Raw genomic sequence first — 24,763 nt, 5'->3', positions numbered from 1 at the left:
GCGTCCCGCCGGTGCGGGACGCCCTCTCGCTGTCCTCAACGCATGTCTTTACCGCGAGCGGCCGACGCGTCAGTTGTGGCCGAAGCGCCGCTGATGCTTGCGTGCCACGTCGGCGGGACTGCCCTGGGCCTGCGCCTGCGGCTGGGTCTGCGACTCGTACGCCGTCGACTTCGCCTGCTCCGCACTACGCTCCGACGCGGACGCGCGGTCGTGCTGGCTGCCCTGCTTGCGGTTCTTGTTCTTGGCCATGGTGAATGCCTCCTGTGGGGAATCCTGGGGGGCCAGGACCGCTGTCAGACTCACATGGCACCGCAAAAGCCGCATGTTGGATCATTACTGTGCGTAGTGGTATTCGCGGTGGCCTTGCTTCCCCGTCATCCGCCCGGGCCTTTTCCAGCTCTTTCCCGATCCGCCACGCCGATGATCCAGTTCCGGCCGTTAACCCTTCCGCGGTCGGGCAGACTCGAAGGAAACCCTGGGTAAGCGGACCCGGTCATCGAGGGGCGGGCCGCTGAACCGTTCCCGAATTCTGGAAGAGGGTGGAAAGCGTGGACCGTTGCGTCGTCCTGGTGGACGCCGGCTACTTGCTGGGCGCAGCCGCGAGTCTGCTGGCCGGAGAGCCCGCCCGATCCCGTATCACCGTCGACCACGCGGCCCTCATCCAGGGGCTGCGGGAACGGGCCGAGGCCGATACCCAGCAACCCCTGCTGCGCATCTACTGGTTCGACGGCGCCCCCGACCGGGTGCCCCAGCCCGAACACCGCAGGCTGCGCGTCATGCCCCGGGTGACCGTACGGCTGGGCGCCCTGACCCGCAGCGACGGGCGCTGGGCGCAGAAGGGCGTCGACGCGGCCATGCACGCGGAGCTGACCGAACTGGCCCGGAACCGCGCCTGCTCCGATGTTGTCCTGGTGACCGGCGACGGCGATCTGCTGCCCGGTCTGATGTCAGCCAAGGAACACGGCGTCGCCGTCCATCTGTGGGCCGTCCAGGCCGCCGACGGCGACTACAACCAGTCCGAGGACCTGGTCGCCGAGGCGGACGAACGCCGGGTCCTCGACCGGGCCTGGATCACCAAGGCCGTACGCGCCAAGGACACCGGCGGCGCCTGCGCCCCGCAGCCCGCCCCGCGCCCCGAGATCGCCGCGATCCTCTCCGCACCGCTGCCCGAGGCCGCCCTCGCCGCCTCCGCCGAGCGCGCCTCCGAGGCCCAGGCGGCCGCCGCCCGCAACGGCCCGGCCGCCCCCGCCGAGAGCCCGGAGCCCCCCGCAGCCGCCCCCGCGGCCCCCGGTGGCCACAAGGGCGTCCCCACCCCGAAGGACCTGGCCGCCCTGCGCGCCCACGCCACCCACCCGGACCGCCAGCAGCCGGTCCAGCCCGCGAGCGCCACCCTGCGCTGGTCCTCCGACAAGGGATGGGTGGAGCGCGGCGGCCCCCTCGGGGAACCGGCGGAGACCGCGTCCCTGCCGACCCTCGCCCAGCTCACCAGCGCCGAACAGCGCTGGGCGGACCGGGAGGAGGACATCACCACCGTGGGCGGCGACCCCTTCGAGGTGGGCCAGGTCTTCGCCCGCCGCTGGATGGAACGCCTCCCGGAGACCGTCCACCTCCAGAAGCTGTCCACCATGTACCCGCGCATCCCGCACCGCATCGACGGCGAACTGCTCCGGTACGCGGCCCGCTTCGGCCTCCTCGCCCACAAGGACGACCAGATCGACGAGCACGACCGCTACGCGATCCGGGCGGGCTTCTGGCGCGAGATCGACGTGCGCGCGGCCGCCGAACACGTGCCCGCCGGGGAGTAGGGCCTGCCCCAGCCGCGCGGCCGGGCGTCCCCGGCCGATCCCGCGGGCCCCGCGACGCGTGGTCCCCCCGGGCGTAAACCGGTGCGTGTGACCCCGTACCCTCGTACCTCGTGAGTACGGGCACAGCACAGGCGCAGAGGGGCACCGGCACCGTGTGCGCGGTGCGGGATCTGGTCAAGACCTATCCCGCCGTCCGGGGCCGCCGGGGAGCCCCCGCGACGCCCGAGGTCCGTGCCACCGACGGGATCAGCCTGGACGTCGAGCGCGGCGAGATCTTCGGACTCCTCGGCCCCAACGGCGCCGGAAAGTCCACCCTGGTCCGCCAGCTCACCGGGCTGATGCGGCCCGACTCCGGCAGCGTCGAGGTGCTGGGCCACGACCTCGTGCGCCACCCCGAGCGCGCCTCCCGGCTGATCGGCTATCTGGGGCAGGAGTCCACCGCCCTCGACGAACTGACGGTCTCCCTGGCCGCCGAGACCACCGGACGGCTGCGCGGACTACCGGTCCGCGAGGCCCGTGCCGAACGCGACGCCGTCCTGGAGGAGCTGGGCCTCACCCCGCTGGCCGGGCGGCCCCTGAAGAAGCTCTCCGGCGGTCAGCGGCGGCTCGCCTGCTTCGCCGCCACACTCGTCGGCGACCGGCCCGTCCTGGTCCTCGACGAACCGACCACCGGCATGGACCCGGTCGCCCGCCGCGCGGTCTGGGCCGCCGTCGACCGGCGCCGGGCGGAGCGCGGGGCCACGGTCCTGCTGGTCACCCACAACGTCATCGAGGCCGAGACCGTCCTCGACCGGGTCGCCGTCCTCGAACGCGGCCGGGTCATCGCCTGCGACACCCCCGCCGGGCTCAAGGAGCAGGTGGCCGGGGAGGTCCGCGTCGAGCTGGTGTGGCGCGAGCGGGCCCCGCTGGACGTCCCGGAGGTGGCGGCGCTGAGGCCCTCCGCGCAGGAGTCCGGGCGGCGCTGGGTGCTGCGGCTCGGCCCGGACGAGGCACGGGCGGCGGTCGCCGCGGTGACCGGCGGCGCGGCCTTCGCCGCGCTCGACGATTTCACCCTGGCCACGCCCAGCCTGGAGGATGTCTATCTCGCCCTCGGGGGAGACGCGGCCAATGCGACCAAGGGGCTGGTGAAGGCGTGAGGATCGGACGTGGGGCGCGGGTGCTGAACACCGCGCCGACGCTGTACGCAGTCGGTGTACGGGACGTGGTGGGCCCGGTGCGGGTACCGGACGGGTGCAAGGGGAGCGGCCTCAGGTGACGAGCATCATTCCGGCCGGGACCGCACCCTCGCGTGTCCGGCCCGTGCCCGGCACCTCCGGCACGGCCCCCGCCCGTACCGTCTCCGCGCCCCTCGCGCCGCGCGCCCGGCTGCTGCCCTCGCTGGCCGCCGTCTACCGCGCCCAGCTCTCCCGGGCGCGGGTCGCCCGGATTCCGCTGCTCTTCGTGGCGACCTTCCAGTCCGTCGGGATCATGGTCCTGATGCGGGGCGTCGTGGACGGCGGGTCCGAGGCCCGCGCGGTGGTCGCCGGCTCCAGCGTCCTGGTCGTCGCGTTCGTCGCGCTCAACCTGCTCGCCCAGTACTTCGGCCAGCTCCGGGCGGGCGGTGGGCTCGACCACTACGCCACCCTGCCCGTGCCGCCCGCGGCGGTGGTGCTCGGGGCGGCCGCCGCGTACGCCTCGTTCACCGTGCCCGGCACGGTCTTCACGGCGGTCGCCGGGAGCGTGCTGTTCCAGCTGCCGCTGACCCATCTGTGGGTCCTGGCCGCCGTCATCCCGCTCTCCGGCGCGGCGCTGGCCGGTCTGGGCGCCGCCCTCGGGTTGCTCGCCCCGCGCCAGGAGCTGGCCACCCTGCTGGGGCAGCTCGGCATGTCCGCCGCCCTGCTGCTCGGAGTGCTGCCGGCCGACCGGCTGCCGGAGCCGGTGGGGTGGGCGCGTGACCTGCTTCCCTCCACGTACGGGGTCGAGGCGCTGGCCCGTTCCTTCGACGCCCGCCCGGACTGGGGGCTGATCGCCTTCTTCCTCGCGATCTGCGCGGTGGTGGGGGTGCTGTCGCTGGCCGTGGCCACGTGGGCGTACCGGCGGGCGGCCGTACGGTAGGGCCCTGCTGCGGGACGGCCGGGGCCGGGTCGTGCGTCCGGTCGCGGTCCGGACCGCGGTCCCGGGCACGGGTGCGGCAGCCGGTGAGGCGGCGCACAGGGTGGCCTGGCACGATGGCACGGTGACCGCACCGTTGACGCCGCCGCACCAGCCGAACCCCCACGATCCGTGGCAGGCCCCGCCCTCGGGCTCCCACTTCGTCCCCTCCTCCGGCTCGCCGGACGACCCGGACACCGCCACGGAGCTCCGTCAGGCCGCCGCGGTCGTCGTCCTGGTCGCGCTCGCGGGCATCGGGCTCGGGCTGCTGTGGCTGTGGCTCGCGCCGCGGGTCCCGCTGGTCTCCGACGAAACCGCCGTCTTCCTGAAGAACAGCGAGGGCGAGGAGGCGATCGGGGCGGACGGAACATTCGTCCTGCTGGCGATCGGGTTCGGTGTGCTCACGGCGGCCGCCGTCTTCTGGCGGCTGCGCCGCGGGGGCATCTTCGTGGTCCTGGGGCTGGCGCTGGGCGCGCTGCTCGGATCGCTGCTGGCGTGGCGGGTCGGCGTCTGGCTGGGACCCTCGTCCGACGTGGTGGGCCGGGCCCGGGAGGCGGGCCAGGGCGTGACGTTCGACGCGCCGCTTGAGCTGCACGCGGTGGGGGTGGCGGCGCTGGTGTGGCCGTTCGCGGCGATGGCGATCCATCTGCTGCTGACCGCGGCGTTCGGGCCGCGGGACATGGAGCCGGATTGGTCGGGGTATTACGGGGGGCCGGTGCAGGGACCCCTGGCTGGGCCTCCGTCGCCGTCGTCCTCGGGGTCGCCGTCGGCCTCGCCCCCTGCGGACGGTGGGTCGGCCCAAGGGCCTGTCTGACAGTTCCCGTCCGCCTCGCCCCCTCCCGAAACCGGGGCGCTGCCCCGTACTCCGCTCCTCAAGCGCCGGAGGGGCTGAAGAAGCCTCCCCAAGCGCCGGAGGGGCGGTCGATGGGGCGGCTCACCCCCGCGCGATCTCCGCGAACGTCGCCCCCGTCAGCTCCGCCAGATCACTCGCCGCCAGCTCCACTTCCAGGCCCCGCCGCCCTGCCGACACACAGATCGTGGGGTGCGACCGCGCCGACGCGTCCAGCACCGTGCGCAGGCGCTTGCGCTGGCCCAGGGGGGAGATGCCGCCGCGTACGTAGCCGGTGGTGCGTTCCGCGGCCGTGGGGTCCGCCATCGTGGCGCGCTTGCCGCCCGCCGCGGCGGCCAGGGCCTTGAGGTCCAGGGAGCCCGCCACCGGGACCACCGCGACCGTCAGTTCGCCGTCCACGTCCGCCACCAGGGTCTTGAAGACCCGGTCGGGGGAGACGCCCAGGGCCTCGGCGGCCTCCTCGCCGTAGGAGGGGGAGGCCGGGTCGTGGTCGTAGGCGTGGACCGTGAAGGCGGTGCCCGACGCGGTCAGGGCGACCGTCGCGGGGGTGCCGCCCGACTGCTTCTTGGGTTTCTTCGCCACCGGGGCCGGTCCTCCTCAGTTGGGGTGGGTGGGGGCGCGGGTCAGATCGGCCGCGGGCAGCGACGGCAGGTGCCGGATGACCGCGGTCTCCTTGCGCAGCAGCGTCAGCTCCTCGCGCAGGCGGGTCGCGGTGTCCGGGGCCTGGAGGAGGCGCTGCTTGGTGGGGATGTCCAGGACGGTGGCCGCCGCGACCAGGTACGAGACGACGGCCGGGTCGTCGGGGAGGTCCGCGCCGGTCGTCAGCGAGCGTTCGCTCGCTCCGGCCAGGCGCTTCTGGTACGAGCGGAACGCCCGCAGGACGCCCTCCGCGAGGGCTCCGGCCTCGTCGGCCTCGTCGTCGGCGGGCGGCTCCTCGGCCACCTCCTCCACCTCGGCGGTGAGGTAGGGGCCGCGGGTGTCGACGGAGAGCAGCCTGACCCGGGTGGTGCCGGTGGCCAGGACCTCGAAGCTGCCGTCGGCACGCTCGCGGATCGTCGCCGCGTCGGCGACGCAGCCGACCCGGTGGAAGGTCTGGATCGGGTCCGGGCCGAACCCCTCCGCCGGGGCGCGCTCGGTGGGAGGGGCCGCCGCGACGGTGTCCGGCATGCCGGTGGCCGTCGGGGCGATCTCGCGGCCGTCGCGGATCGCGACCACGACGAAGCGGCGAGGTTCGTCCTCGTCGCTCTTCAGCAGCTCCCGCATCATGGCGCGATATCGCTCTTCGAAGACGTTGAGCGGCAGCACCAGGCCGGGGAACAGCACCGCGTTGAGCGGGAAAAGGGGAAGTCGGGCGGTGGTCACAGCGCTCAAGCGTAATGGCCGCGGGGACGGCCGAGGTCGGCCCGGTTGCGCAAAGGGGTCAGGGAGGCCACTTGGAGGCGTGCTCCGTCGCGTGCGTCGAGGAACCGGCCCAGGGCGTCGTCGGAGACGGAGGACCACGGGAACGATGTCGCGTACAGGCCGATCAGCGTGAACTGGTCCAGCGCCTCGGCCCAGCGGCCCCGGGCGAGCAGGACGTACGCGAGGAGGTTGCGGACCTCGGCGGGCCACGGGTCGCCGGGGCGGTAGGCGGCGGAGAGTCTGATCGCCGGATCGACCGCCGCGTCGATCCGCTCCTCCAGTACGGAGGTGGTCCGGCCCGCCGCCTGGCTGTCCAGGAGCAGTGCGAAGGCCGCCCGGACCGGCAGCGCCTGCACGAGGGAGTCGGGCGGCGCGTCCTCGGCTGCCCGCTCGGCGAAGTCGAAGCACTCGCGGTGCGAGCCGTACCAGGCGGCCGACAGGTAGCGCAGGGCCGCCACATGGCAGCCGTAGTGGTGCGGGGAGCGGCGCACCGCCTGTTCCCACAGCGTCTCGAAGGCGGTGTGCGTGGCGTGGGTGCCGCGAGCGTGGTCCAGGGCGAGCCGCCACGGCACCGGGTCGCGCGGGTCGGCCTCGGCGGCCGCGGTGATCATCGGGCCGACCTCGCGGAGCCGTTCCGCGCGGGCGGGCGACTCCCAGGCCCGGCGCACCGACAGCTCCGCCTTGACGAGCAGCGCGTCCGGGTCGCGCGGGGCGGCGGCCAGCCAGTCGACGAGCCAGCCGTCCCGGCTGCGGGCGAACGCGACGAGCCGCCCGAGGTAGCGGTCGCGGTTCTCCCACTCGGCCGCGTCCCGGGTGGTGGCGAGCAGCTTGGCGGCCGGTTCGTAGTCGCCCAGGGCGGCGGCGACCAGCGCGGGAGAGAGCCGCTCGTCGGGGGCGTCGAGCAGTACCGCGTCATCCGCGGACAGGCCGGCGGACAGCGGAGGGCTGTGCCGGACCATGCGCGCGGTACGGAGCAGAGCGCGAAGGAAAGCCATGGTGCAGACCATTGAAAAGCGCTGGTGAGGGCCGCGCCAGAGGTGTGCTGTGAAGCTTCTGTGCCGAGTGAATGGGTTGTATCGGACCGGGTCAAGAAAAGGCAAAGAAAAGGGCATCCGATGGCTTGAATGCGACCTCCTTTCGTGCTCGTTCCTCTCGGTGGTCACCGCTCGCGGGGGGCCTGGATGCCCGGTCCCGGACGCCTTCCGACCGGTTCGACCTGGCCTTTCGATCAGCCCCTGCGCAGCAGCCGGGACGCCCCCGCCGCCACCGTGGTGGCCAGAACCCACCCCACCAGCACCAGGGCGGCCGCCGCCCACTGCCAGCCACCCTCCATCCGCCAGTAGCCGTCCTGGCCGAGGTTGATCACCGGGATCAGCAGGTCCAACGCGTAGAGCGTCGGATTCCACAGCGGCGCCCCGTCGTCCTGGATCGGCGCCGGGTCGTACTGCGCGAACGCCGCGGCGCCCGCCGCCCAGAGCAGCGCCATCCACACCGCCGCGCGCCCCGGCCGGTAGCCGTACGCCACCGTCCAGTCCTGGAGGAACCCCCAGGCCTTCGCGGCGGGCGGCAGCGTCTCCCGGCGGCGGCGCTGCTTGGCCAGCAGCACCTCCCGCGCATCCGCGTCCTCCCCGCTGCCCCGCAACACCGTCGCCAGCCGCTCGTACGGCTCCGGCACGTACTCCGGGGTCGCCGCCGACACCCACTCCAGCCGCCGCGAGAGCGGGAAGTGGCCGTACGGGACGAGGTTCTCGTAGACGAAGCCGCCCATCGCCAGACCGCCCGGGCCCGGCCAGCTCGTCGACAGGTCGATCAGCGTGACCACCTTCGCCCCGTTCAGCACGACCCGGCCCTCCTCGGGGCGCTCCGCGTTGAACCGCAGCTCCGGCGTGACGATCCGGCGCAGCGACAGCTCCTCCTGCCGGGTCATCGTGAACCGGGCCTTGTGCAGGTCCACCGCGTCCCCGAACCGCCCGTCGTCCAGCCGCACCCCGCCCCTGCACTCGAAGATCTGCGACCGGGTGCCGCGCGCCGGGGTCGGGGCGTAGACCACGCCGTACGGGGGAGTGGTGCCCTGGTTCCCCGTGTCGACGTTCACCCACGCCTCGGTCATGTAGAGCGTGCGCTCCACCGTCAGCTGCGGGGCGTTCAGCGCGCGCCGGTCCGTTCCGGCACGCAGCCGGCTGCCCCGCAGGCTCAGCGAACCGCCCACCTTCGCCCCGCGCAGGCTCAGCTCGCCGCGCGTCTCGATCATCTCGGCCTGGAGGTCCTGCGCGACCGCCATACCGTCCCCGGCGAAGGCCTGCCCGTGCCGGTCGGGGCCCACGCTGAGCTGGTTGATCAGTAAATCCGTGCCGATCTGGGCGTCGGTCAGCCGGATGCCCCGCTCGATCCGGCAGCGCGGCAGATGCAGATCGCCCTCAGTGTGCAGCCGCGCGGCCTCCAGGCGGGGCAGCGCGCATCCCACCAGCCGCAAGGTCGTGAAGTGGCACTCCGGGAGCACCAGCTCCTGCTCGATCCGGCAGCCGGTCAGCTCCACGTACGGAGCCACCCGGCCGCCCGCCAGATCCAGCTTCCCGGTGATCCGCACTCCCCGGAGCTTCAGCGCCGCCACCCGGCCGGGCCGGGCGGGCGGCCCGCTCAGCAGCAGCCGCGCCACCGTGCGCGCTCCGACACTTCGCTCGGGGCCCCACGCGTGCGGGGCGAACGGATCGTTGCGGGTCGTGTCGTAGGTACGTAAGTCGTAGGTGGTCCCGTTGCGGAAGGACTGCCACATGCCCAGCTCCGCTGCGCTGAGGCCGTCCGGGATATCGCCTTCGTGCGGCTCGGTCACGGCCGCTCCCTCCGTGCACACGTGCTGTAGTGCTGTTCTTCCCTCTCTGTGACGCGATGAAAGCTAGCGGTCAGCAGTGACAGCCGGACATGGCCGAGACATGTATCAGCCAGTGATACGGGCGACCGGCGGCCTGCGGCGGTCTGCGAGAATTGCCGTGTGATCTCTCGAATCGATCTGCGCGGTGACGTCCTCCCCGAGGGTGCCGCCCTGCGCGACCTGCTGCCCCGTGCCGAGTTCGACGTGGAAGCCGCCCTGGAGACGGTGCGGCCCATCTGCGAGGACGTACGCCATCGTGGCTCCGCGGCAGTGATCGAGTGGGGGGAGAGGTTCGACGGTGTCCGGATCCCGTCGGTCCGGGTGCCCGCCGAGGCCCTCTCCCTGGCCCTGAAGGAGCTGGATCCCGCCGTCCGCGCGGCGCTGGAGGAGTCGATCCGCCGCGCCCGCCTCGTCCACCGCGAGCAGCGCCGCACCACGCACACCACCCAGGTCGTCCCCGGCGGCACCGTCACCGAGAAGTGGGTCCCCGTCGAGCGCGTCGGGCTCTACGTCCCCGGCGGCCGCTCGGTCTACCCCTCCTCCGTCGTGATGAACGTCGTCCCGGCCCAGGAGGCGGGCGTCGAGGGCGTCGCCGTGGCCTCCCCGCCGCAGAAGGACTTCGACGGGCTGCCGCACCCCACGATCCTCGCCGCGTGCGCCCTGCTCGGTGTGGACGAGGTGTACGCGGCGGGCGGCGCCCAGGCCGTCGCGATGTTCGCGTACGGCACCGAGGACTGCCTCCCGGTCAACCTGGTCACCGGCCCCGGCAACATCTACGTCGCAGCCGCCAAGCGCCTCCTCAAGGGCCGTATCGGCATCGACGCCGAGGCCGGGCCCACCGAGATCGCGATCCTCGCCGACGCCACAGCCGACCCGGCGCACGTGGCCGCCGACCTGATCAGCCAGGCCGAGCACGACCCGATGGCCGCCGCCGTCCTGGTCACCGACTCCGAGGAGCTGGCCGCCGCGACGGAGGCCGAGCTGGTCCCGCAGGTCGCCGCCTCCAAGCACGTCAAGGACCGCATCGAGCCCGCCCTCGCGGGCCGCCAGTCCGCGATCGTCCTGGTCTCCTCGGTCGAGGACGGCCTCAAGGTCGTCGACGCGTACGGCGCCGAGCACCTGGAGATCCAGACCGCCGACGCCGCCGCCGTCGCCGACCGGGTCCGGAACGCCGGGGCGATCTTCGTCGGCCCCTGGTCCCCGGTCTCGCTGGGCGACTACTGCGCCGGTTCCAACCACGTCCTGCCCACCGGCGGCTGCGCCTGCCACTCCTCGGGCCTCTCCGTGCAGTCCTTCCTGCGCGGCATCCACATCGTCGACTACACCCGCGACGCGCTCGCCGAGGTCACCCACCATGTCGTGACCCTCGCCGAGGCGGAGGACCTCCCCGCCCACGGCGCCGCGATGAAGGCACGGTTCGGATGGAAGGTCCCGCAGCAGTGACGAACGGCAGCGACACCACCCCGCGCAACCCCTGGGACGAACTCCCCATCCGCGACGAACTGCGCGGCCAGTCCCCGTACGGAGCACCCCAGCTCGACGTCCCCGTACGCCTCAACACCAACGAGAACCCCTACCCGCTGCCCGAAGCGCTCGTCGACCGGATCGCCGAGCGGGTCCGCGAGGCCGCCCGCGACCTCAACCGCTATCCCGACCGGGACGCCGTCGAGCTCCGCACCGAGCTGGCCCGCTACCTCACCCGCACCGCCGGGTACGAGGTGAGGGCCGCCAACGTCTGGGCCGCCAACGGCTCCAACGAGGTCCTTCAGCAGCTGCTCCAGACCTTCGGCGGGCCCGGCCGCACCGCGATCGGCTTCGAACCCTCCTACTCCATGCACGCCCTGATCTCCCGGGGCACCGGCACCGGCTGGATCTCCGGCCCGCGCTCGGCGGACTTCACCATCGACGTGGACGCCGCCCGCGCCGCCATCGCCGAGCACCGGCCCGAGGTCGTCTTCATCACCTCGCCCAACAACCCCACCGGCACCGCCGTGGCGGCCGAGACCGTCCTCGCCCTGTACGAGGCCGCCCAGGCCGCCGGGCCCTCGGTCGTCGTCGTGGACGAGGCGTACGGCGAGTTCAGCCACCACCCCTCGCTGCTCCCGCTGATCGAGGGCCGCCGCAACCTGATCGTCTCGCGGACCATGTCCAAGGCGTTCGGCGCGGCAGGACTGCGCCTGGGCTACCTCGCCGCCGACGCGGCCGTCGTCGACGCCGTCCAGCTGGTGCGCCTGCCGTACCACCTCTCCTCCGTCACCCAGGCCACCGCGCTCGCCGCCCTGGAGCACACCGATACGCTGCTGGGGTACGTCGCGCAGCTCAAGAGCGAACGCGACCGGCTGGTGACAGAGCTGCGCGCCATCGGCTACGAGGTCACCGAGTCGGACGCCAACTTCGTCCAGTTCGGCCGCTTCGACGACAGCCACGCCGTCTGGCAGCGGATCCTCGACCGGGGCGTCCTGGTCCGGGACAACGGCGTACCGGGATGGCTGCGGGTCACCGCAGGAACCCCGGCAGAGAACGACGCGTTCCTCGATGCGGTACGCGAAATCAAGAAGGAGCACGACGCATGAGCCCCCGCGTAGGCCGCGTGGAACGCACCACGAAGGAAACGTCCGTGCTGGTCGAGATCAACCTCGACGGCACCGGAAAGGTCGATGTCGCCACCGGGGTCGGCTTCTACGACCACATGCTCGACCAGCTCGGCCGCCACGGCCTCTTCGACCTCACGGTCAAGACCGACGGCGACCTGCACATCGACACCCACCACACCATCGAGGACACCGCCCTCGCGCTCGGCGCCGCCTTCAAGCAGGCCCTCGGCGACAAGGTCGGCATCTACCGCTTCGGCAACTGCACCGTCCCGCTGGACGAGTCGCTCGCCCAGGTCACCGTCGACCTCTCCGGCCGCCCCTACCTGGTGCACACCGAGCCGGAGAACATCGCGCCGATGATCGGCACGTACGACACGACGATGACCCGGCACATCCTGGAGTCCTTCGTCGCCCAGGCCCAGATCGCCCTGCACGTCCACGTGCCGTACGGGCGCAACGCCCACCACATCGTCGAGTGCCAGTTCAAGGCGCTCGCCCGGGCCCTGCGCTACGCCGCCGAGCACGACCCGCGCGCCGCGGGCATCCTGCCCTCCACGAAGGGCGCCCTGTGACCGGCCTCAACACCATCCTGATCGTCGTCGGCCTCTTCCTGGCCGGCGGCGTCTACTCCTTCGCCAAGCAGGGGATGCCCAAGGGCGTCATCGTGCTGCTGTCGATCGGCTCCGTGATGTGCCTGGTGGCGGGCGTCCTGCGGATCCAGGGCCTGTGGGACTGAGAGGCACGCTGTGACTGACAAAACGACTGGCAGGAAAAAGGTCGTCGTCTTCGACTACGGCTTCGGCAACGTCCGCTCCGCGGAGCGGGCCCTCGCCCACGTCGGCGCGGACGTCGAGATCACCCGCGACTACGACCGTGCGATGGCCGCCGACGGGCTCCTCGTCCCCGGCGTCGGCGCGTTCTCCGCCTGCATGGACGGGCTGAAGCGGGCCCGCGGCGACTGGATCATCGGCCGCAGGCTCTCCGGCGGCCGCCCCGTCATGGGCATCTGCGTCGGGATGCAGATCCTGTTCGAGCGCGGCATCGAGCACGGTGTGGAGACCGAGGGCCTGGACGAGTGGCCCGGTACGGTCGGACCCCTGAAGGCCGACGTCGTCCCGCACATGGGCTGGAACACCGTCGAGGCTCCCGAGGACTCCCGGCTCTTCGCGGGCCTGGACCCCGAGGCCCGCTTCTACTTCGTGCACTCCTACGCGGCGCACGACTGGTCCCTCGAAGTCACCAACGCCAAGATCCGTGCTCCCAGGGTCACCTGGGCCACGCACGGCGAACGGTTCGTGGCCGCCGTGGAGAACGGCGCGCTGTGGGCCACCCAGTTCCACCCCGAGAAGTCCGGCGATGCCGGCGCCCAGCTGCTGACCAACTGGATCGAGACGCTGTAATGCCGAAGCTTGAACTGCTCCCCGCCGTCGACGTCCGTGACGGCCAGGCCGTCCGCCTCGTCCACGGTGAGTCCGGCTCCGAGACCTCCTACGGCTCCCCGCTGGAGGCCGCCCTCGCCTGGCAGCGCGCCGGGGCCGAGTGGCTGCACCTCGTCGACCTGGACGCCGCCTTCGGCACCGGTGACAACCGGGAACTGATCGCCGAGGTCGCCGGGGCCATGGACATCAAGGTCGAGCTGTCCGGCGGCATCCGCGACGACGCCTCGCTGGAGGCCGCCCTCGCCACCGGCTGCCGCCGCGTCAACCTCGGCACCGCCGCCCTGGAGACCCCGGAGTGGGTCGCCAAGGTCATCGCCGAGCACGGCGACAAGATCGCCGTCGGCCTCGACGTCCGGGGCACCACCCTGCGCGGCCGCGGCTGGACCCGCGACGGCGGCGACCTCTACGAGACCCTGGCCCGCCTCGACTCCGAGGGCTGCGCCCGCTACGTCGTCACCGACATCGCCAAGGACGGCACCCTCCAGGGCCCCAACCTGGGCCTGCTGCGGGACGTCTGCGCCGCCACCGACCGCCCGGTCGTCGCCTCCGGCGGGGTCTCCTCGCTCGACGACCTCCGCGCGATCTCCCTCCTCGTCCCCGAAGGCGTCGAGGGCGCGATCGTCGGCAAGGCGCTGTACGCGAAGGCGTTCACCCTGGAAGAGGCGCTCCAGGCGGTAGCCGTATGACGGACACCCCCGCCTCCGCCACCGCCGTGCGCCGGATCTCCACCGGCGCCCCCTGGGAGGAGAAGTTCGGCTACTCGCGCGCCGTCGAGCTTCCCAACGGGCTCGTCCTGGTGGCGGGCTGCACCTCCGTGGTGAACGGCCAGATCTCCGCGGGCTCCCCGTACGAGCAGGCGGTCACCGCCTTCGGCGTCGCGTTCGCGGCGCTGGAGCAGGCGGGCCTCGCCCGCGAGGACGTCGTCCGCACCCGGATGTACATCACGCACGCCCGGGACGTCGACGAGGTCGGCCGCGCCCACAAGGAGCTGTTCGACGCCGTGCGCCCCGCCGCCTCCATGATCATCGTGTCCGGGTTCGTCGACCCGAGCCTGGTCGTCGAGGTCGAGGTCGAGGCCTACCGGGGAGGCACGAAGTGAGCCTCGCCGTACGGGTCATCCCCTGCCTGGACGTCGACAACGGCCGGGTCGTCAAGGGCGTCAACTTCCAGAACCTGCGCGATGCCGGTGACCCCGTCGAGATGGCCAAGCTGTACGACGCCGAGGGCGCCGACGAGCTGACCTTCCTCGACATCACCGCCTCCAGCGGCGACCGCGAGACGACGTACGACGTGGTCCGCCGCACCGCCGAGCAGGTCTTCATCCCGCTCACCGTCGGCGGCGGCGTCCGCACCCCCGACGACGTGGACAAGCTGCTGCGCGCCGGAGCGGACAAGGTCGGCGTCAACACCGCCGCCATCGCCCGCCCCGACCTCATCCGCGAGATCGCCGAACGCTTCGGACGCCAGGTCCTGGTGCTCTCCGTCGACGCCCGCCGCACCCCGGAGGGCAGCTTCGAGGTCACCACCCACGGCGGACGCAGGGGCACCGGCATCGACGCCGTCGAATGGGCGCACCGGGCCGCCGAGCTGGGTGCGGGCGAGATCCTGCTCAACTCGATGGACGCCGACGGCACGAAGGACGGCTACGACACCGAGATGATCGAGGCGGTACGGCGGCACGTCACCGTCCCCGTCATCGCCTCCGGCGGCGCGGGCCGCCTCGCGGACTTCGCCCCGGCGATCGAGGCGGGCGCCGACGCGGTGCTCGCCGCCTCCGTCTTCCACTTCGGGGACCTGCGGATCTCCGAGGTCAAGGGCGCCCTGCGGGAAGCGGGCCACCCCGTCCGCTGACGCAGGGGGTGTCCCAGGGTCCTGCAACGCCCGCCGCCCGCCGCCGGGGGTTGCAGGACCGTGATGACCAGTTCCGCGCAGACCCCTAGGTACCGACTGGGCGGTATGTCATTCTGCGGGCGTCAGGATCGTTCGGCCGCGCTCGCGCCCTGCCGGGCCGGGTGCGCCGGGCCGGCCGATTCGCGCGGCCGGCCGATTCCCGGTGGAGGCCGCCATGCCACAGCTCGTACGTTCGCGGATCGGGGCGCCGTACGGACCGCCCGCCGCGACGCCGTTGCCGCAGCGCCTGCGTTCCCTGGCCGACCGCGAGGCCGTCGATGTGCTGCACCGGGCCGCCCGGGTCCTCGTCGCCGGGCTGCCGGCCCTCACCGACAGGCTCGTCGAGGCCCTGTACGAACAGGAGCCCGGCTACCGGGCGGCCATCGACGCAGACCGGGCCGAGGTCTGGCAGGAGGTCCACCACTCGCTGCGGCACAACGTCGGCTCGCTCATCCGGCCCCGGGAGTTCCGGGAGGCCGCCCACCGCGCGTCCCGGGGGATCGGCGAGATCCGCGCCGAACAGGGCGTCCCGCTCGACGCCGTCCTGCACGCGTTCCGGATGGGCGGCGCGATGGTCTGGCAGGACCTCGTGGACGAGACCGCCCGCCGTGACCCGGACGACGTACGGCTGCTCGTCCATGTCGCCGCCGACGTCTGGAACTTCGTCGACGAGCACTGCGGAATCGTCGCGGACGCCTACCGGCAGGCCGAGCGGCGGCTGTCCTGGCGGCGCGAGAACCGTCAGCGGCTCATGGTCGCAGCCCTGCTCGACGGGACCGCCCGGATCGCGGACCTCGCCGAGGCGGCCGCCATGCTGGGGCTGCCGGAGCAGGGCCGGTACGCGGTGCTCGCGGTGGCCGCCACCGGGCGCGGGCGGCAGCCGGCCGTCGCTGCGGGCGGGCCGCAGCGGACGCGGCACGCCGAGCAGGGGCCGCGGTCCGCGCAGCCGGCCGCCTGTCCGCCCTTGACGCTGCCCTCCTCGTTCCCGGGGGCGGCGGTGCTCTGGCACCCGGGCCCGGACGCCGAGTTCGCGATCCTGCCGCTGACGGGCCCGCCGGGTGAGCTGAGCGCGCTGGCCGCCGAACTGACCGCCCCGGCCGGGACCCGCGCCGCGATCGGCTCCGCCGTCGAGGGTCTGGCCGCGCTCGGTGACGCCCGGCGGCTGGCGGAGACCGCGCTGCGCGCCTGTCCCGCCTCCGGCGGCACCGTCCTGCTCGACGAGCACCTCCCGGATGCCCTCGTCGTGTCCTCCCCGGCCCTCGGCTCCGCGCTGGCCGACCGGGTGCTGGGCCCGCTGGACCGGCTCGACCCCGCCGACCGGGACGTCATCGTGGAGACCCTCACCGCCTGGCTGGACGCGGACGGCTCGGCACAGCGGGCGGGCGCGCGGCTGTACTGCCACCGCAACACCGTCCTCAACCGCCTCCGCCGCTTCGAACAGCTCACCGGCCGCTGCCTGACCCGCCCCCGGGACGCGGTCGAGGTCTCGCTCGCCCTGGCCGCGCGGCGGCTGCTCGGCACCTGAAGGCCTAGCATGGGCTGGATCGTCGCCGGGTTCGCCGCCGGGGCGGCCGCCTCCGCCCTCCTGCTCGCCGTTCGGGGCCGGGTGCCGCGCGCCGGGCTGGTCATGTGCCTGACCGCATTCGTCGGCGCGATGGGCATCGCCGCCGTGGCACAGGTGCCCTCCGTGGCCCTGGCCGCCGCGACCGCCGCGTTCGTGGGCCTCTCCGGCGGCCTGGCCGGGGCCCTGTGCGGGGCCCTCGTCCAGACCGCGGCGGACCCGGCGTACCTGGGCCGGGTCACCTCCGTATCGACGTTCTTCACGTACGCGGTCGTCCCGCTCAGCCACCCCGTCACCGGGGCCGCCGTCGCCCTCTGGGGCACCGGTCCGGTCTTCGCGGTCAGCGCGGCGGTGTGCGCGAGCGGCGGCGCGGCGGGACTCGCCGTCACCGCGCTGCGCCGCGCCGAACTGCCCCGCTGACCTGTCCGGCTTCCGCTACGGGTCCTCCAGGTCGCAGGGGCCCTACATCCCCAGCTCGGCCGTCCCCACCCGCTCCACCGCGTCCTTGTCGCCCTCCAGCTCGACGTCCGCCGCGCTCTGCCGGCCGTACGCGAACAGCAGCAGCTCGGCGGGCTCCCCGGTCACCGTCACCACCGGGGTGCCCTTGTGGGCCACCGCCGTCTGGCCGTCCGGGCGGCGCAGCACCAGGCCCACCGGGGAGCGGCGGCCCAGCAGCCGGGCGGTCTTCTCGATGTGCGACCAGAGCACATCGGTGAAGACCGGGTCCAGCTCGCGGCGCGACCAGTCGGGCTGGGCCCGCCGCACGTCCTCCGTGTGGACGAAGAACTCCACGGTGTTCGCCGCCTCGTCGATCTGCTTGAGGGACATCGGGGAGAACCGGGGCGGGCCCGTCCGGATCAGCTGGATCAGTTCCTCGTACGGCTTCGCCGCGAACTCCGCCTGCACCCGCTCCAGCCGGGCCTTCAGGGCCCCCAGCACCAGCCCGCCCGCCGCGTCCGCGCGGCGTTCCCGGACCACCACATGGGCGGCCAGATCGCGGGTCTTCCAGCCGTCGCACAGGGTCAGTGCCTCGGGACCGGCCGCCTCCAACAGATCGGCGAGCAGAAGACGTTCACGCTTCGCATGGGTCGACATGCCCGCCAGCGTACGACCGTCACCCGGGGTCCGCCCAGTGGACGTCCGCCCGGAAGGCCTCCGCCGTCACGGCACAATGGGCCCATGACCAGCACGCCCGGCCCCACGCCGCCCGCCAGCAGCCTCGACCCCGCCATCGCCGCCCGCCTCAAGCGCGGCGCCGACGGCCTGGTCCCGGCCATCGCCCAGCAGTACGACACCGGCGAGGTGCTGATGCTCGGCTGGATGGACGACGAGGCACTGCACCGCACCCTCACCACGGGCCGCTGCACCTACTGGTCACGCAGCCGCCAGGAGTACTGGGTCAAGGGCGACACATCCGGCCACATCCAGCGGGTGAAGTCCGTCGCCCTGGACTGCGACGCCGACACCGTGCTGGTCAAGGTCGACCAGACGGGCGCCGCCTGCCACACCGGCGACCGCACCTGCTTCGACGCCGACGTGCTTCCCCTCCTCGACCAGTAAGGTCACCGGCCATGGATCTCGACACCTTCCGCAAGCTGGCCGTCGACCGGCGCGTCGTTCCCGTCAGCCGCCGCCTCCTCGCGGACGGCGACACCCCCGTCGGCCTGTACCGCAAGCTCGCCGCCGAACGCCCCGGCACCTTCCTGCTGGAGTCCGCGGAGAACGGCCGGACCTGGTCGCGCTACTCGTTCATCGGCGTCCGCAGCGACGCCACCCTCACCGCCCGCGACGGCGAGGCCCACTGGCTGGGCACCCCGCCCGTCGGCGTCCCGGTGGACGGCGATCCGCTGGAGGCCCTGCGGGCCACCGTCGAGACCCTGCACACCCCGCGAGACCTGGTCGTCGACGAGGGACTGCCGCCCTTCACCGGCGGCATGGTCGGCTACCTCGGCTACGACATCGTGCGCCGCCTGGAGAAGATCGGCGAGCACGGCGGCGACGACCTGAAGCTCCCCGAGCTGACCATGCTCCTCACCTCGGACCTCGCCGTCCTCGACCACCAGAACGGCACCGTCCTGCTGATCGCCAACGCGATCAACCACAACGACCTCTCCACCGGCGTCGACGAGGCCCACGCCGACGCCGTCGCCCGCCTCGACGCGATGGAACAGGACCTGCGCCGCCCCGTCGAGAACGCCCCCGCCGCCCTGCCCCCGTCCGAGCTGCCCCCGTACACCGCCCTGTGGGGCGGCGAGGCCTACCAGGCGGCCGTCGAGGACATTAAGGAGCGCATCCGCGCCGGTGAGGCCTTCCAGGTGGTCCCCTCCCAGCGCTTCGAGACCCCGTGCACCGCGAGCGCCCTGGACGTCTACCGGGTGCTGCGGGCCACCAACCCGTCCCCGTACATGTACCTCTTCCGCTTCGACGGGTTCGACGTCGTCGGCTCCAGCCCCGAGGCCCTCGTCAAGGTCGAGGACGGGCGGGCCATGGTCCACCCGATCGCCGGGACCCGGCACCGCGGGGCCACCCCGCAGGAGGACCAGGCCCTCGCCGATGAGCTGCTCGCCGACCCCAAGGAGCGCGCCGAGCACCTGATGCTCGTCGACCTCGGACGCAACGACCTGGGCCGGGTCTGCGAACCGGGCAGCGTCGAGGTCGTCGACTTCATGTCGATCGAGCGGTACTCCCACGTCATGCACATCGTCTCCACCGTCACCGGACGCGTCACCGAGGACCGCACCGCCTTCGACGTACTGACCGCCTGCTTCCCCGCGGGCACCCTCTCCGGCGCCCCCAAGCCCCGCGCGATGCAGATCATCGAGGAGCTGGAGCCGAGCCGCCGGGGCCTGTACGGGGGCTGCGTCGGCTACCTCGACTTCGCCGGGGACTCCGACACCGCCATCGCCATCCGTACCGCCCTGCTCCGCGACGGCACCGCGTACGTACAGGCCGGAGCGGGTGTCGTCGCCGACTCCGACCCGGTCGCCGAGGACACCGAGTGCCGCAACAAGGCCGCCGCCGTGCTCCGCGCCGTCCATACGGCCAACCGGCTCAACGAACGCTGAACCGGTAGGGGATAGTGGAGGGCGTGAGTGCCGTCCCCGTACCCCAGCCCCGTGCCCGAACCGCCGACACCGCCCCCGACTCCGCCGGGAGCCGCCGCAGTCTCGCGGCCGGTCTGCTCCTCGGCGCGGCGGGCGCGACCGTCGTGCTCCTCGCCTCCGGGCAGACGTGGGCGGAGGGGCAGGCGGCCACCGGCGGCGGCGCACTGCCGCTGACCGCCGACGGCCGGGACGTCACGGGCGTCCCCGCCGCTCTCGCCGTCGTCGGGCTCGCCGCCCTCGTCGCCGTCTTCGCGGTGCGCGGCGCGGGGCGCCGGATCGTCGCGGCCCTCCTCGCCCTCAGCGGCCTCGGAGCCGCGGTCAGCGCCTGGGCCGGGGCGGGCGACAGCAGCGCCCTCGACGAGGAGGCCGCCCGCACCACCGGTGACGCGGCGGCCACGGTGCACGCCCTCAGCCACACCGCCTGGCCCTACGTCACGGCCGCCGGGGGCCTGCTGATCCTGCTCGCCGGGCTCCTCGCCCTGCGCTACGGCGGCCGCTGGCCCGCCATGTCCGCGAAGTACGAACGCGACGGCACCCCCCGCCCCCGCAAGGCCCCCCGCACCGCCCCCGACCCGGAGCGGCCCGAGGAGCTGTGGAAGGCCCTGGACCGCGGCGAGGACCCGACGCGCGAGGAGTGACCCCCGCTCACGTCCTGCCACCCCGTACGGGACAATGGGAGCGCGCCGTCCCCCGGGCGGCGGCCCCAGTCACCGCGATACCCACAGCGCAACACCAACAAGGAGCAACTCATGGCGGGCAGCAGCCACGGACACACCCCGGCCGCCTGGACCGGTGTCATCATCTCCTTCATCGGCTTCTGCGTCGCAGGCGTCTTCATGGTGGCGGACAACCCGCTCGGCTTCTGGGTCGGTATCGCCGTCATCTTCGCCGGTGGACTCGTGGGCCTCGCGATGAGGGCCGCCGGTCTCGGCATGCCGAAGGAGTCCGCCGAGATGGCCGAGGCCCGGGCCCGCGCCGGACAGGCCCAGACCTCCCACTGAGCCGGCCGCCGGCCCGCACCGGCGACCGACCGGAGTGACACGCAGCGAGGCGCAGCCCCACCGGGGCTGCGCCTTTCCGCGTCAGCGGGGACAATCACCGGGTGGACGCCTCGCCAACCCCCGCCGCCGCCCAGCCGCCGGACTCCGACACCAGCCCTCCGCCGGGCCCCGGGCCCACCGGCCCGGCCCGCGCGGAAGCCTCACCGCCGGGCCCCGGACCCCGGACCGTGCCGCCGACCGGCTGCCCGACTCCGGACAGGGCCCGGTCCGTTCCGGCGCGGACGGGCGGGGACGGACCCACCCGCCTGCGCCGACTCGCCACCCCCCTCGGTATCCTCGCCGCCGTCGCAGGCGCCTTCGCGTACGTCGGGACCGTCGATCCCAACGAGCCCGGCCACTACCCCGTCTGCCCGCTGCTCAAGATCACCGGCGCGCTCTGCCCCGGCTGCGGCGGACTGCGCAGTGCGCACGCGTTCATCCACGGCGATCTCGGCGCCGCCTTCTCCGCCAACGCCGTCGCCACCGCCGGCTACTTCCTCTTCGCCGTGGTCTGGGTGCTGTGGCTGGTGCGGGCCTGGCGCGGGCAGCCCCTGCGGATCCGGCTCGCTCCCGCCTGGTGGTGGGGCGTCGGAGCCCTGCTCCTGATCTTCTCCGTGGTCCGGAATCTGCCGTTCGGATCGGCGCTGGCCCCCTGAATGCCCAGGTAGTGGGACGCGGCGCGGCCGGATGCGAGCCCCGGGGCCTCCTGCGGATACCATCGGTATGGCTGATCCTGTTCCCTATTCACCGTTCCGGAAGGGGGCCGCTCGCGTGAGTGTGCTCGACGAGATCATCGACGGCGTTCGCGCCGACCTCGCGGAGCGGCAGGCGCGCGTCAGCCTCGACGAGCTGAAGGAGCGCGCAGCCCGCGCTCCCCAGGCCAAGGACGGAGTCGCCGCCCTGCGCGGCGAGGGCGTGACCGTCATCTGCGAGGTCAAGCGCTCGTCCCCCTCCAAGGGGGCCCTTGCCGCCATCGCCGACCCCGCCGCGCTCGCCGCGGACTACGAGGCCGGCGGCGCGTCCGTCATCTCGGTCCTCACCGAGGAGCGCCGCTTCGGCGGCTCGCTCGCCGACCTGGAGGCCGTCCGCGCCAAGGTCGACATCCCGGTCCTGCGCAAGGACTTCATCGTCACCTCCTACCAGCTGTGGGAGGCCCGCGCCTACGGTGCCGACCTCGCCCTGCTGATCGTCGCCGCCCTCGACCAGGAGGCCCTCGTCTCCCTGATCGAGCGCGCCGAGTCGATCGGGCTCACCCCGATCGTCGAGGCGCACGACGAGGAGGAGGCGGAGCGCGCCGTGGACGCCGGAGCGAAGATCATCGGTGTCAACGCGCGCAATCTGAAGGACCTCAAGGTCGACCGCTCCATCTTCGAGCGCGTCGCCCCCGAGATCCCCGACCACATCGTCAAGGTCGCCGAGTCCGGCGTCCGCGGCCCGCACGACCTGATCGCGTACGCCAACGCCGGCGCCGACGCCGTCCTGGTCGGCGAGTCCCTGGTCACCGGCCGCGACCCGCGCGCCGCCGTCGCCGACCTGGTCGCCGCGGGCGCACACCCGGCGCTCCGCCACGGCCGCGGCTGACCGGGAGCGACCGCGACCATGACCGACCGTCCCGTGCCCCGCACCCGGCCGGGTAGGGCCTGTCGTCAAACTGCCGTCGTCGCCCGAAGGGCGGCCGGGGCCCCGGCCCGGGACCCGCATGCCCCGCTGGCGCGGGGGTGCAGGCCGCGAGGCTGCCGAGCCCCGGCCCGGCGCGTGCACGGACGGCGGGTGCGGTACGTGATCGGTGACGAGCCTGGCCAGGTCAACGGGATGCGATGGCGCCCGGGGTCCGCGCTGTAGCGAGCCCCGGCCGACGTACCGCGGTACCTGTCGTATTTCGTACGTACGACCGCACGCTATCCCGGTGGCGCTCGCTGCTCCGCGCATACGGTGAACCCACCTGTTGCCATGCCAAGGAGCACGTCACATGTCGTCCGACTTCTTCATTCCGGACCCGGAGGGTCTGATCCCCAGCGCCGAGGGCTATTTCGGCGCGTACGGCGGCAAGTTCATCCCGGAGGCGCTCGTCGCCGCTGTGGACGAGGTCGCCGTCGAGTACGACAAGGCGAAGGCCGACCCGGCCTTCGCCGCCGAGCTCAACGCGCTTATGGTCGATTACACGGGACGGCCCAGCGCGCTGACCGAGGTCCCGCGCTTCGCCGAACACGCCGGCGGCGCCCGGATCTTCCTCAAGCGGGAGGACCTGAACCACACCGGCTCGCACAAGATCAACAATGTGCTGGGCCAGGCGCTGCTCACCAGGCGCATGGGCAAGACCCGGGTCATCGCCGAGACGGGAGCCGGTCAGCACGGGGTCGCCACCGCGACCGCCTGCGCCCTCTTCGGCCTCGACTGCACCATCTACATGGGCGAGATCGACACCCAGCGCCAGGCGCTGAACGTGGCCCGGATGCGGATGCTCGGCGCCGAGGTCGTCGCCGTGAAGTCCGGCTCGCGCACCCTGAAGGACGCCATCAACGAGGCGTTCCGCGACTGGGTCGCCAACGTGGACCGTACGCACTACCTCTTCGGCACGGTCGCGGGCCCGCACCCCTTCCCGGCGATGGTCCGCGACTTCCACCGGGTCATCGGCGTCGAGGCCCGCCGCCAGCTCCTGGAGCGCGCGGGCCGCCTCCCGGACGCGGCGGTCGCCTGTGTCGGCGGCGGCTCCAACGCCATCGGCCTCTTCCACGCCTTCATCCCGGACGCCGGGGTCCGCCTGGTCGGCTGCGAGCCCGCCGGGCACGGCGTGGAGACCGGCGAGCACGCGGCGACCCTGACCGCGGGCGAGCCGGGCATCCTGCACGGTTCGCGCTCCTACGTCCTCCAGGACGACGAGGGCCAGATCACCGAGCCGTACTCCATCTCGGCCGGTCTGGACTACCCGGGCATCGGCCCGGAACACTCCTACCTCAAGGACATCGGGCGCGGCGAGTACCGCGCGGTCACCGACGACGCGGCCATGCAGGCCCTGCGCCTTCTCTCCCGCACCGAGGGGATCATCCCGGCCATCGAGAGCGCCCACGCGCTCGCCGGTGCCCTGGACCTGGGCAAGGAGCTCGGCAAGGACGGGCTGATCCTCGTCAACCTGTCCGGGCGCGGCGACAAGGACATGGACACCGCCGCCCGCTACTTCGGTCTCTACGACCCCGACGCCGCCGTCGAGGCGGACGCCGACAGCGACCGCGCCGAGATCGAGGGGGACGCCAAGTGAGCGGCAACATCGAGCTGTTGAACACCACCCTGGCCGCCGCGAAGGCCGAGGACCGGGCGGCGCTCATCGCCTACCTGCCCGCCGGGTTCCCGACCGTCGACGGCGGCATCGAGGCGGTCAAGGCCGTCGTCGCGGGCGGCGCGGACATCGTCGAGGTCGGCCTCCCGCACAGCGACCCGGTCCTGGACGGCCCGGTCATCCAGACCGCCGACGACATCGCCCTGCGCGGCGGGGTCCGCATCGCCGACGTGATGCGTACGGTCCGCGAGGCGCACGAGGCCACCGGCGTCCCGATCCTGGTCATGACGTACTGGAACCCCATCGACCGGTACGGCGTGGAGCGCTTCACCGCCGAGCTGGCCGAGGCGGGCGGCGCCGGGTGCATCCTGCCCGACCTGCCGGTCCAGGAGTCCGCGCTGTGGCGCGAGCACGCCGACAAGCACGGCCTCGCGACCGTGTTCGTCGTCGCCCCCAGCAGTCAGGACGCCCGCCTCGCCACCATCACGGCGGCCGGGAGCGGCTTCGTCTACGCCGCCTCCCTGATGGGCGTCACCGGCACCCGCGCCTCCGTCGGCGCCCAGGCCCAGGAGCTGGTGGTCCGCACCCGCGCCACCACCGAGCTGCCGGTCTGCGTCGGACTCGGTGTCTCCAACGCCGCACAGGCCGCCGAGGTCGCCGGATTCGCCGACGGCGTGATCGTCGGCTCGGCCTTCGTCAAGGCCATGCTGGACGCCCCCGACGAGGCCGCGGGTCTGGACGCCGTCCGCTCCCTGGCGGGCGACCTGGCCGTAGGCGTTCGAAAGCGCTGACGCCTTGAATCACCC

At 73.3% G+C, this 24,763-nt stretch carries 28 protein-coding genes and 1 pseudogene; 23 read left to right on the top strand and 6 right to left on the bottom strand.

The annotated features are described in order from the left end of the window. Positions 1-69 precede the first annotated feature (69 nt). Positions 70-249 (bottom strand): hypothetical protein, encoded by a 180-nt coding sequence (locus RI138_RS06740; RefSeq protein WP_096631082.1) that lies wholly within the window; start codon positions 247-249, stop codon positions 70-72. Positions 250-539: 290 nt separating this feature from the next. Between RI138_RS06740 and RI138_RS06735 the strand changes: the two genes are divergently transcribed. The 4 genes from RI138_RS06735 to RI138_RS06720 all read left to right on the top strand — a co-directional run bounded on the left by RI138_RS06735 (position 540) and on the right by RI138_RS06720 (position 4,749). Then, positions 540-1,805, top strand: a complete 1,266-nt coding sequence (locus RI138_RS06735; RefSeq protein ID WP_311119166.1) for an NYN domain-containing protein — start codon at positions 540-542, stop codon at positions 1,803-1,805. Between the two features lie 152 nt (positions 1,806-1,957). Next, a complete protein-coding gene (locus tag RI138_RS06730) occupies positions 1,958-2,941 on the top strand; it encodes an ABC transporter ATP-binding protein (RefSeq protein ID WP_096631080.1) in 984 nt (327 codons plus the stop codon). 115 nt (positions 2,942-3,056) lie between these two features. Beyond that, positions 3,057-3,899 carry an ABC transporter permease gene (locus RI138_RS06725; protein WP_311119165.1) on the top strand — a complete coding sequence of 281 codons (843 nt, stop codon included), beginning with the start codon at positions 3,057-3,059 and terminating at the stop codon, positions 3,897-3,899. 100 nt (positions 3,900-3,999) lie between these two features. Further along, positions 4,000-4,749 (top strand): ABC transporter permease, encoded by a 750-nt coding sequence (locus RI138_RS06720; protein ID WP_311119164.1) that lies wholly within the window; start codon positions 4,000-4,002, stop codon positions 4,747-4,749. Between the two features lie 120 nt (positions 4,750-4,869). Here RI138_RS06720 and ybaK read toward each other — a convergent pair whose 3' ends face one another. The 4 genes from ybaK to RI138_RS06700 all read right to left on the bottom strand — a co-directional run bounded on the left by ybaK (position 4,870) and on the right by RI138_RS06700 (position 9,016). Beyond that, the gene (ybaK, locus tag RI138_RS06715) at positions 4,870-5,367 is read right to left on the bottom strand and encodes a Cys-tRNA(Pro) deacylase (RefSeq protein ID WP_311119163.1); all 498 of its coding nucleotides are present in this window, start codon (positions 5,365-5,367) and stop codon (positions 4,870-4,872) included. Between the two features lie 15 nt (positions 5,368-5,382). Further along, complete coding sequence (locus RI138_RS06710; protein WP_311119162.1) at positions 5,383-6,147, bottom strand: LON peptidase substrate-binding domain-containing protein; 765 nt, start codon at positions 6,145-6,147, stop codon at positions 5,383-5,385. A 5-nt stretch (positions 6,148-6,152) separates the two neighbouring features. After that, positions 6,153-7,193: a hypothetical protein gene (locus tag RI138_RS06705; protein WP_311119161.1), complete on the bottom strand. Its 1,041-nt coding sequence runs from the start codon at positions 7,191-7,193 to the stop codon at positions 6,153-6,155. A 221-nt stretch (positions 7,194-7,414) separates the two neighbouring features. Beyond that, positions 7,415-9,016, bottom strand: coding sequence for an oxidoreductase (locus tag RI138_RS06700; protein WP_096631069.1), 1,602 nt, complete (start codon positions 9,014-9,016; stop codon positions 7,415-7,417). Positions 9,017-9,175: 159 nt separating this feature from the next. Here RI138_RS06700 and hisD point away from each other — a divergent pair, with 159 nt between their 5' ends. From hisD to RI138_RS06650, 10 genes and pseudogenes are all read left to right on the top strand, one after another. Beyond that, positions 9,176-10,498 carry a histidinol dehydrogenase gene (hisD, locus tag RI138_RS06695; RefSeq protein WP_311119160.1) on the top strand — a complete coding sequence of 441 codons (1,323 nt, stop codon included), beginning with the start codon at positions 9,176-9,178 and terminating at the stop codon, positions 10,496-10,498. Beyond that, a complete protein-coding gene (locus RI138_RS06690; protein WP_311119159.1) occupies positions 10,495-11,628 on the top strand; it encodes a histidinol-phosphate transaminase in 1,134 nt (377 codons plus the stop codon). The genes hisD and RI138_RS06690 overlap by 4 nt, the downstream gene beginning before the upstream one ends. Next, complete coding sequence (gene hisB / locus RI138_RS06685; RefSeq protein WP_096631064.1) at positions 11,625-12,221, top strand: imidazoleglycerol-phosphate dehydratase HisB; 597 nt, start codon at positions 11,625-11,627, stop codon at positions 12,219-12,221. The genes RI138_RS06690 and hisB overlap by 4 nt, the downstream gene beginning before the upstream one ends. Beyond that, positions 12,218-12,385, top strand: a complete 168-nt coding sequence (locus tag RI138_RS06680) for a hypothetical protein (protein ID WP_179500280.1) — start codon at positions 12,218-12,220, stop codon at positions 12,383-12,385. Before hisB ends, RI138_RS06680 begins: the two co-directional genes overlap by 4 nt. Before the next feature lie 10 nt (positions 12,386-12,395). Further along, positions 12,396-13,049 (top strand): imidazole glycerol phosphate synthase subunit HisH, encoded by a 654-nt coding sequence (hisH, locus tag RI138_RS06675; protein ID WP_096631062.1) that lies wholly within the window; start codon positions 12,396-12,398, stop codon positions 13,047-13,049. Beyond that, the gene (gene priA / locus RI138_RS06670; protein ID WP_096631060.1) at positions 13,049-13,774 is read left to right on the top strand and encodes a bifunctional 1-(5-phosphoribosyl)-5-((5-phosphoribosylamino)methylideneamino)imidazole-4-carboxamide isomerase/phosphoribosylanthranilate isomerase PriA; all 726 of its coding nucleotides are present in this window, start codon (positions 13,049-13,051) and stop codon (positions 13,772-13,774) included. The genes hisH and priA overlap by 1 nt, the downstream gene beginning before the upstream one ends. After that, entirely contained in the window at positions 13,771-14,187 is a 417-nt protein-coding gene (locus tag RI138_RS06665) for a RidA family protein (RefSeq protein ID WP_311119158.1), read from the top strand. The genes priA and RI138_RS06665 overlap by 4 nt, the downstream gene beginning before the upstream one ends. Beyond that, positions 14,184-14,939: an imidazole glycerol phosphate synthase subunit HisF gene (gene hisF, locus RI138_RS06660; RefSeq protein ID WP_096631057.1), complete on the top strand. Its 756-nt coding sequence runs from the start codon at positions 14,184-14,186 to the stop codon at positions 14,937-14,939. Before RI138_RS06665 ends, hisF begins: the two co-directional genes overlap by 4 nt. 214 nt (positions 14,940-15,153) lie before the next feature. After that, a complete protein-coding gene (locus RI138_RS06655) occupies positions 15,154-16,503 on the top strand; it encodes a PucR family transcriptional regulator (RefSeq protein WP_311119157.1) in 1,350 nt (449 codons plus the stop codon). A gap of 9 nt (positions 16,504-16,512) precedes the next feature. Further along, positions 16,513-16,959, top strand: a pseudogene (locus RI138_RS06650) (MFS transporter); the annotation flags it as partial. A 42-nt stretch (positions 16,960-17,001) separates the two neighbouring features. Here the strand turns inward: RI138_RS06650 and RI138_RS06645 are convergent. Then, on the bottom strand, positions 17,002-17,634 hold the full coding sequence (locus RI138_RS06645; RefSeq protein ID WP_311119156.1) for a TIGR03085 family metal-binding protein: 633 nt from the start codon (positions 17,632-17,634) through the stop codon (positions 17,002-17,004). A gap of 84 nt (positions 17,635-17,718) precedes the next feature. Here RI138_RS06645 and hisI point away from each other — a divergent pair, with 84 nt between their 5' ends. The 9 genes from hisI (at position 17,719) to trpA (ending at position 24,748) form a co-directional block, all read left to right on the top strand. Beyond that, positions 17,719-18,099 (top strand): phosphoribosyl-AMP cyclohydrolase, encoded by a 381-nt coding sequence (gene hisI, locus RI138_RS06640; protein WP_311119155.1) that lies wholly within the window; start codon positions 17,719-17,721, stop codon positions 18,097-18,099. Positions 18,100-18,110: 11 nt separating this feature from the next. After that, entirely contained in the window at positions 18,111-19,604 is a 1,494-nt protein-coding gene (locus tag RI138_RS06635) for an anthranilate synthase component I (RefSeq protein WP_311119154.1), read from the top strand. Between the two features lie 14 nt (positions 19,605-19,618). Beyond that, complete coding sequence (locus tag RI138_RS06630) at positions 19,619-20,281, top strand: TIGR02234 family membrane protein (protein ID WP_311119153.1); 663 nt, start codon at positions 19,619-19,621, stop codon at positions 20,279-20,281. Positions 20,282-20,392: 111 nt separating this feature from the next. After that, a complete protein-coding gene (locus tag RI138_RS06625) occupies positions 20,393-20,644 on the top strand; it encodes an HGxxPAAW family protein (RefSeq protein ID WP_311119152.1) in 252 nt (83 codons plus the stop codon). A gap of 101 nt (positions 20,645-20,745) precedes the next feature. Further along, positions 20,746-21,339, top strand: a complete 594-nt coding sequence (locus RI138_RS06620) for a DUF2752 domain-containing protein (protein ID WP_311119151.1) — start codon at positions 20,746-20,748, stop codon at positions 21,337-21,339. A 115-nt stretch (positions 21,340-21,454) separates the two neighbouring features. Beyond that, positions 21,455-22,264, top strand: a complete 810-nt coding sequence (trpC, locus tag RI138_RS06615; RefSeq protein WP_096632082.1) for an indole-3-glycerol phosphate synthase TrpC — start codon at positions 21,455-21,457, stop codon at positions 22,262-22,264. Between the two features lie 18 nt (positions 22,265-22,282). Then, positions 22,283-22,525, top strand: coding sequence for a tryptophan biosynthesis modulator TrpM (gene trpM, locus RI138_RS06610; protein ID WP_311119150.1), 243 nt, complete (start codon positions 22,283-22,285; stop codon positions 22,523-22,525). Between the two features lie 127 nt (positions 22,526-22,652). After that, positions 22,653-23,939: a tryptophan synthase subunit beta gene (gene trpB / locus RI138_RS06605; protein ID WP_311119149.1), complete on the top strand. Its 1,287-nt coding sequence runs from the start codon at positions 22,653-22,655 to the stop codon at positions 23,937-23,939. Further along, complete coding sequence (gene trpA, locus RI138_RS06600) at positions 23,936-24,748, top strand: tryptophan synthase subunit alpha (RefSeq protein ID WP_311119148.1); 813 nt, start codon at positions 23,936-23,938, stop codon at positions 24,746-24,748. The genes trpB and trpA overlap by 4 nt, the downstream gene beginning before the upstream one ends. Positions 24,749-24,763: the final 15 nt, after the last annotated feature.

The sequence above is a fragment of the Streptomyces durocortorensis genome, from assembly GCF_031760065.1.
GTDB lineage: Bacteria > Actinomycetota > Actinomycetes > Streptomycetales > Streptomycetaceae > Streptomyces.
The sequence above is the reverse complement of the archived record's forward strand: the minus strand, read 5'-3'. Positions and strand labels throughout refer to the sequence as shown.

What these genes read in the sequence shown, in the direction of transcription:
- RI138_RS06740 (WP_096631082.1), bottom strand. Translation starts at nt 249, where the DNA reads ATGGCCAAGAACAAGAACCGCAAGCAGGGCAGCCAGCACGACCGCGCG.
- RI138_RS06705 (WP_311119161.1), bottom strand. Translation starts at nt 7,193, where the DNA reads ATGGTCTGCACCATGGCTTTCCTTCGCGCTCTGCTCCGTACCGCGCGC.
- hisB (WP_096631064.1), top strand. Translation starts at nt 11,625, where the DNA reads ATGAGCCCCCGCGTAGGCCGCGTGGAACGCACCACGAAGGAAACGTCC.
- priA (WP_096631060.1), top strand. Translation starts at nt 13,049, where the DNA reads ATGCCGAAGCTTGAACTGCTCCCCGCCGTCGACGTCCGTGACGGCCAG.
- RI138_RS06665 (WP_311119158.1), top strand. Translation starts at nt 13,771, where the DNA reads ATGACGGACACCCCCGCCTCCGCCACCGCCGTGCGCCGGATCTCCACC.
- RI138_RS06655 (WP_311119157.1), top strand. Translation starts at nt 15,154, where the DNA reads ATGCCACAGCTCGTACGTTCGCGGATCGGGGCGCCGTACGGACCGCCC.
- RI138_RS06645 (WP_311119156.1), bottom strand. Translation starts at nt 17,634, where the DNA reads ATGTCGACCCATGCGAAGCGTGAACGTCTTCTGCTCGCCGATCTGTTG.
- hisI (WP_311119155.1), top strand. Translation starts at nt 17,719, where the DNA reads ATGACCAGCACGCCCGGCCCCACGCCGCCCGCCAGCAGCCTCGACCCC.
- RI138_RS06635 (WP_311119154.1), top strand. Translation starts at nt 18,111, where the DNA reads ATGGATCTCGACACCTTCCGCAAGCTGGCCGTCGACCGGCGCGTCGTT.
- RI138_RS06625 (WP_311119152.1), top strand. Translation starts at nt 20,393, where the DNA reads ATGGCGGGCAGCAGCCACGGACACACCCCGGCCGCCTGGACCGGTGTC.
- trpM (WP_311119150.1), top strand. Translation starts at nt 22,283, where the DNA reads ATGACCGACCGTCCCGTGCCCCGCACCCGGCCGGGTAGGGCCTGTCGT.
- trpB (WP_311119149.1), top strand. Translation starts at nt 22,653, where the DNA reads ATGTCGTCCGACTTCTTCATTCCGGACCCGGAGGGTCTGATCCCCAGC.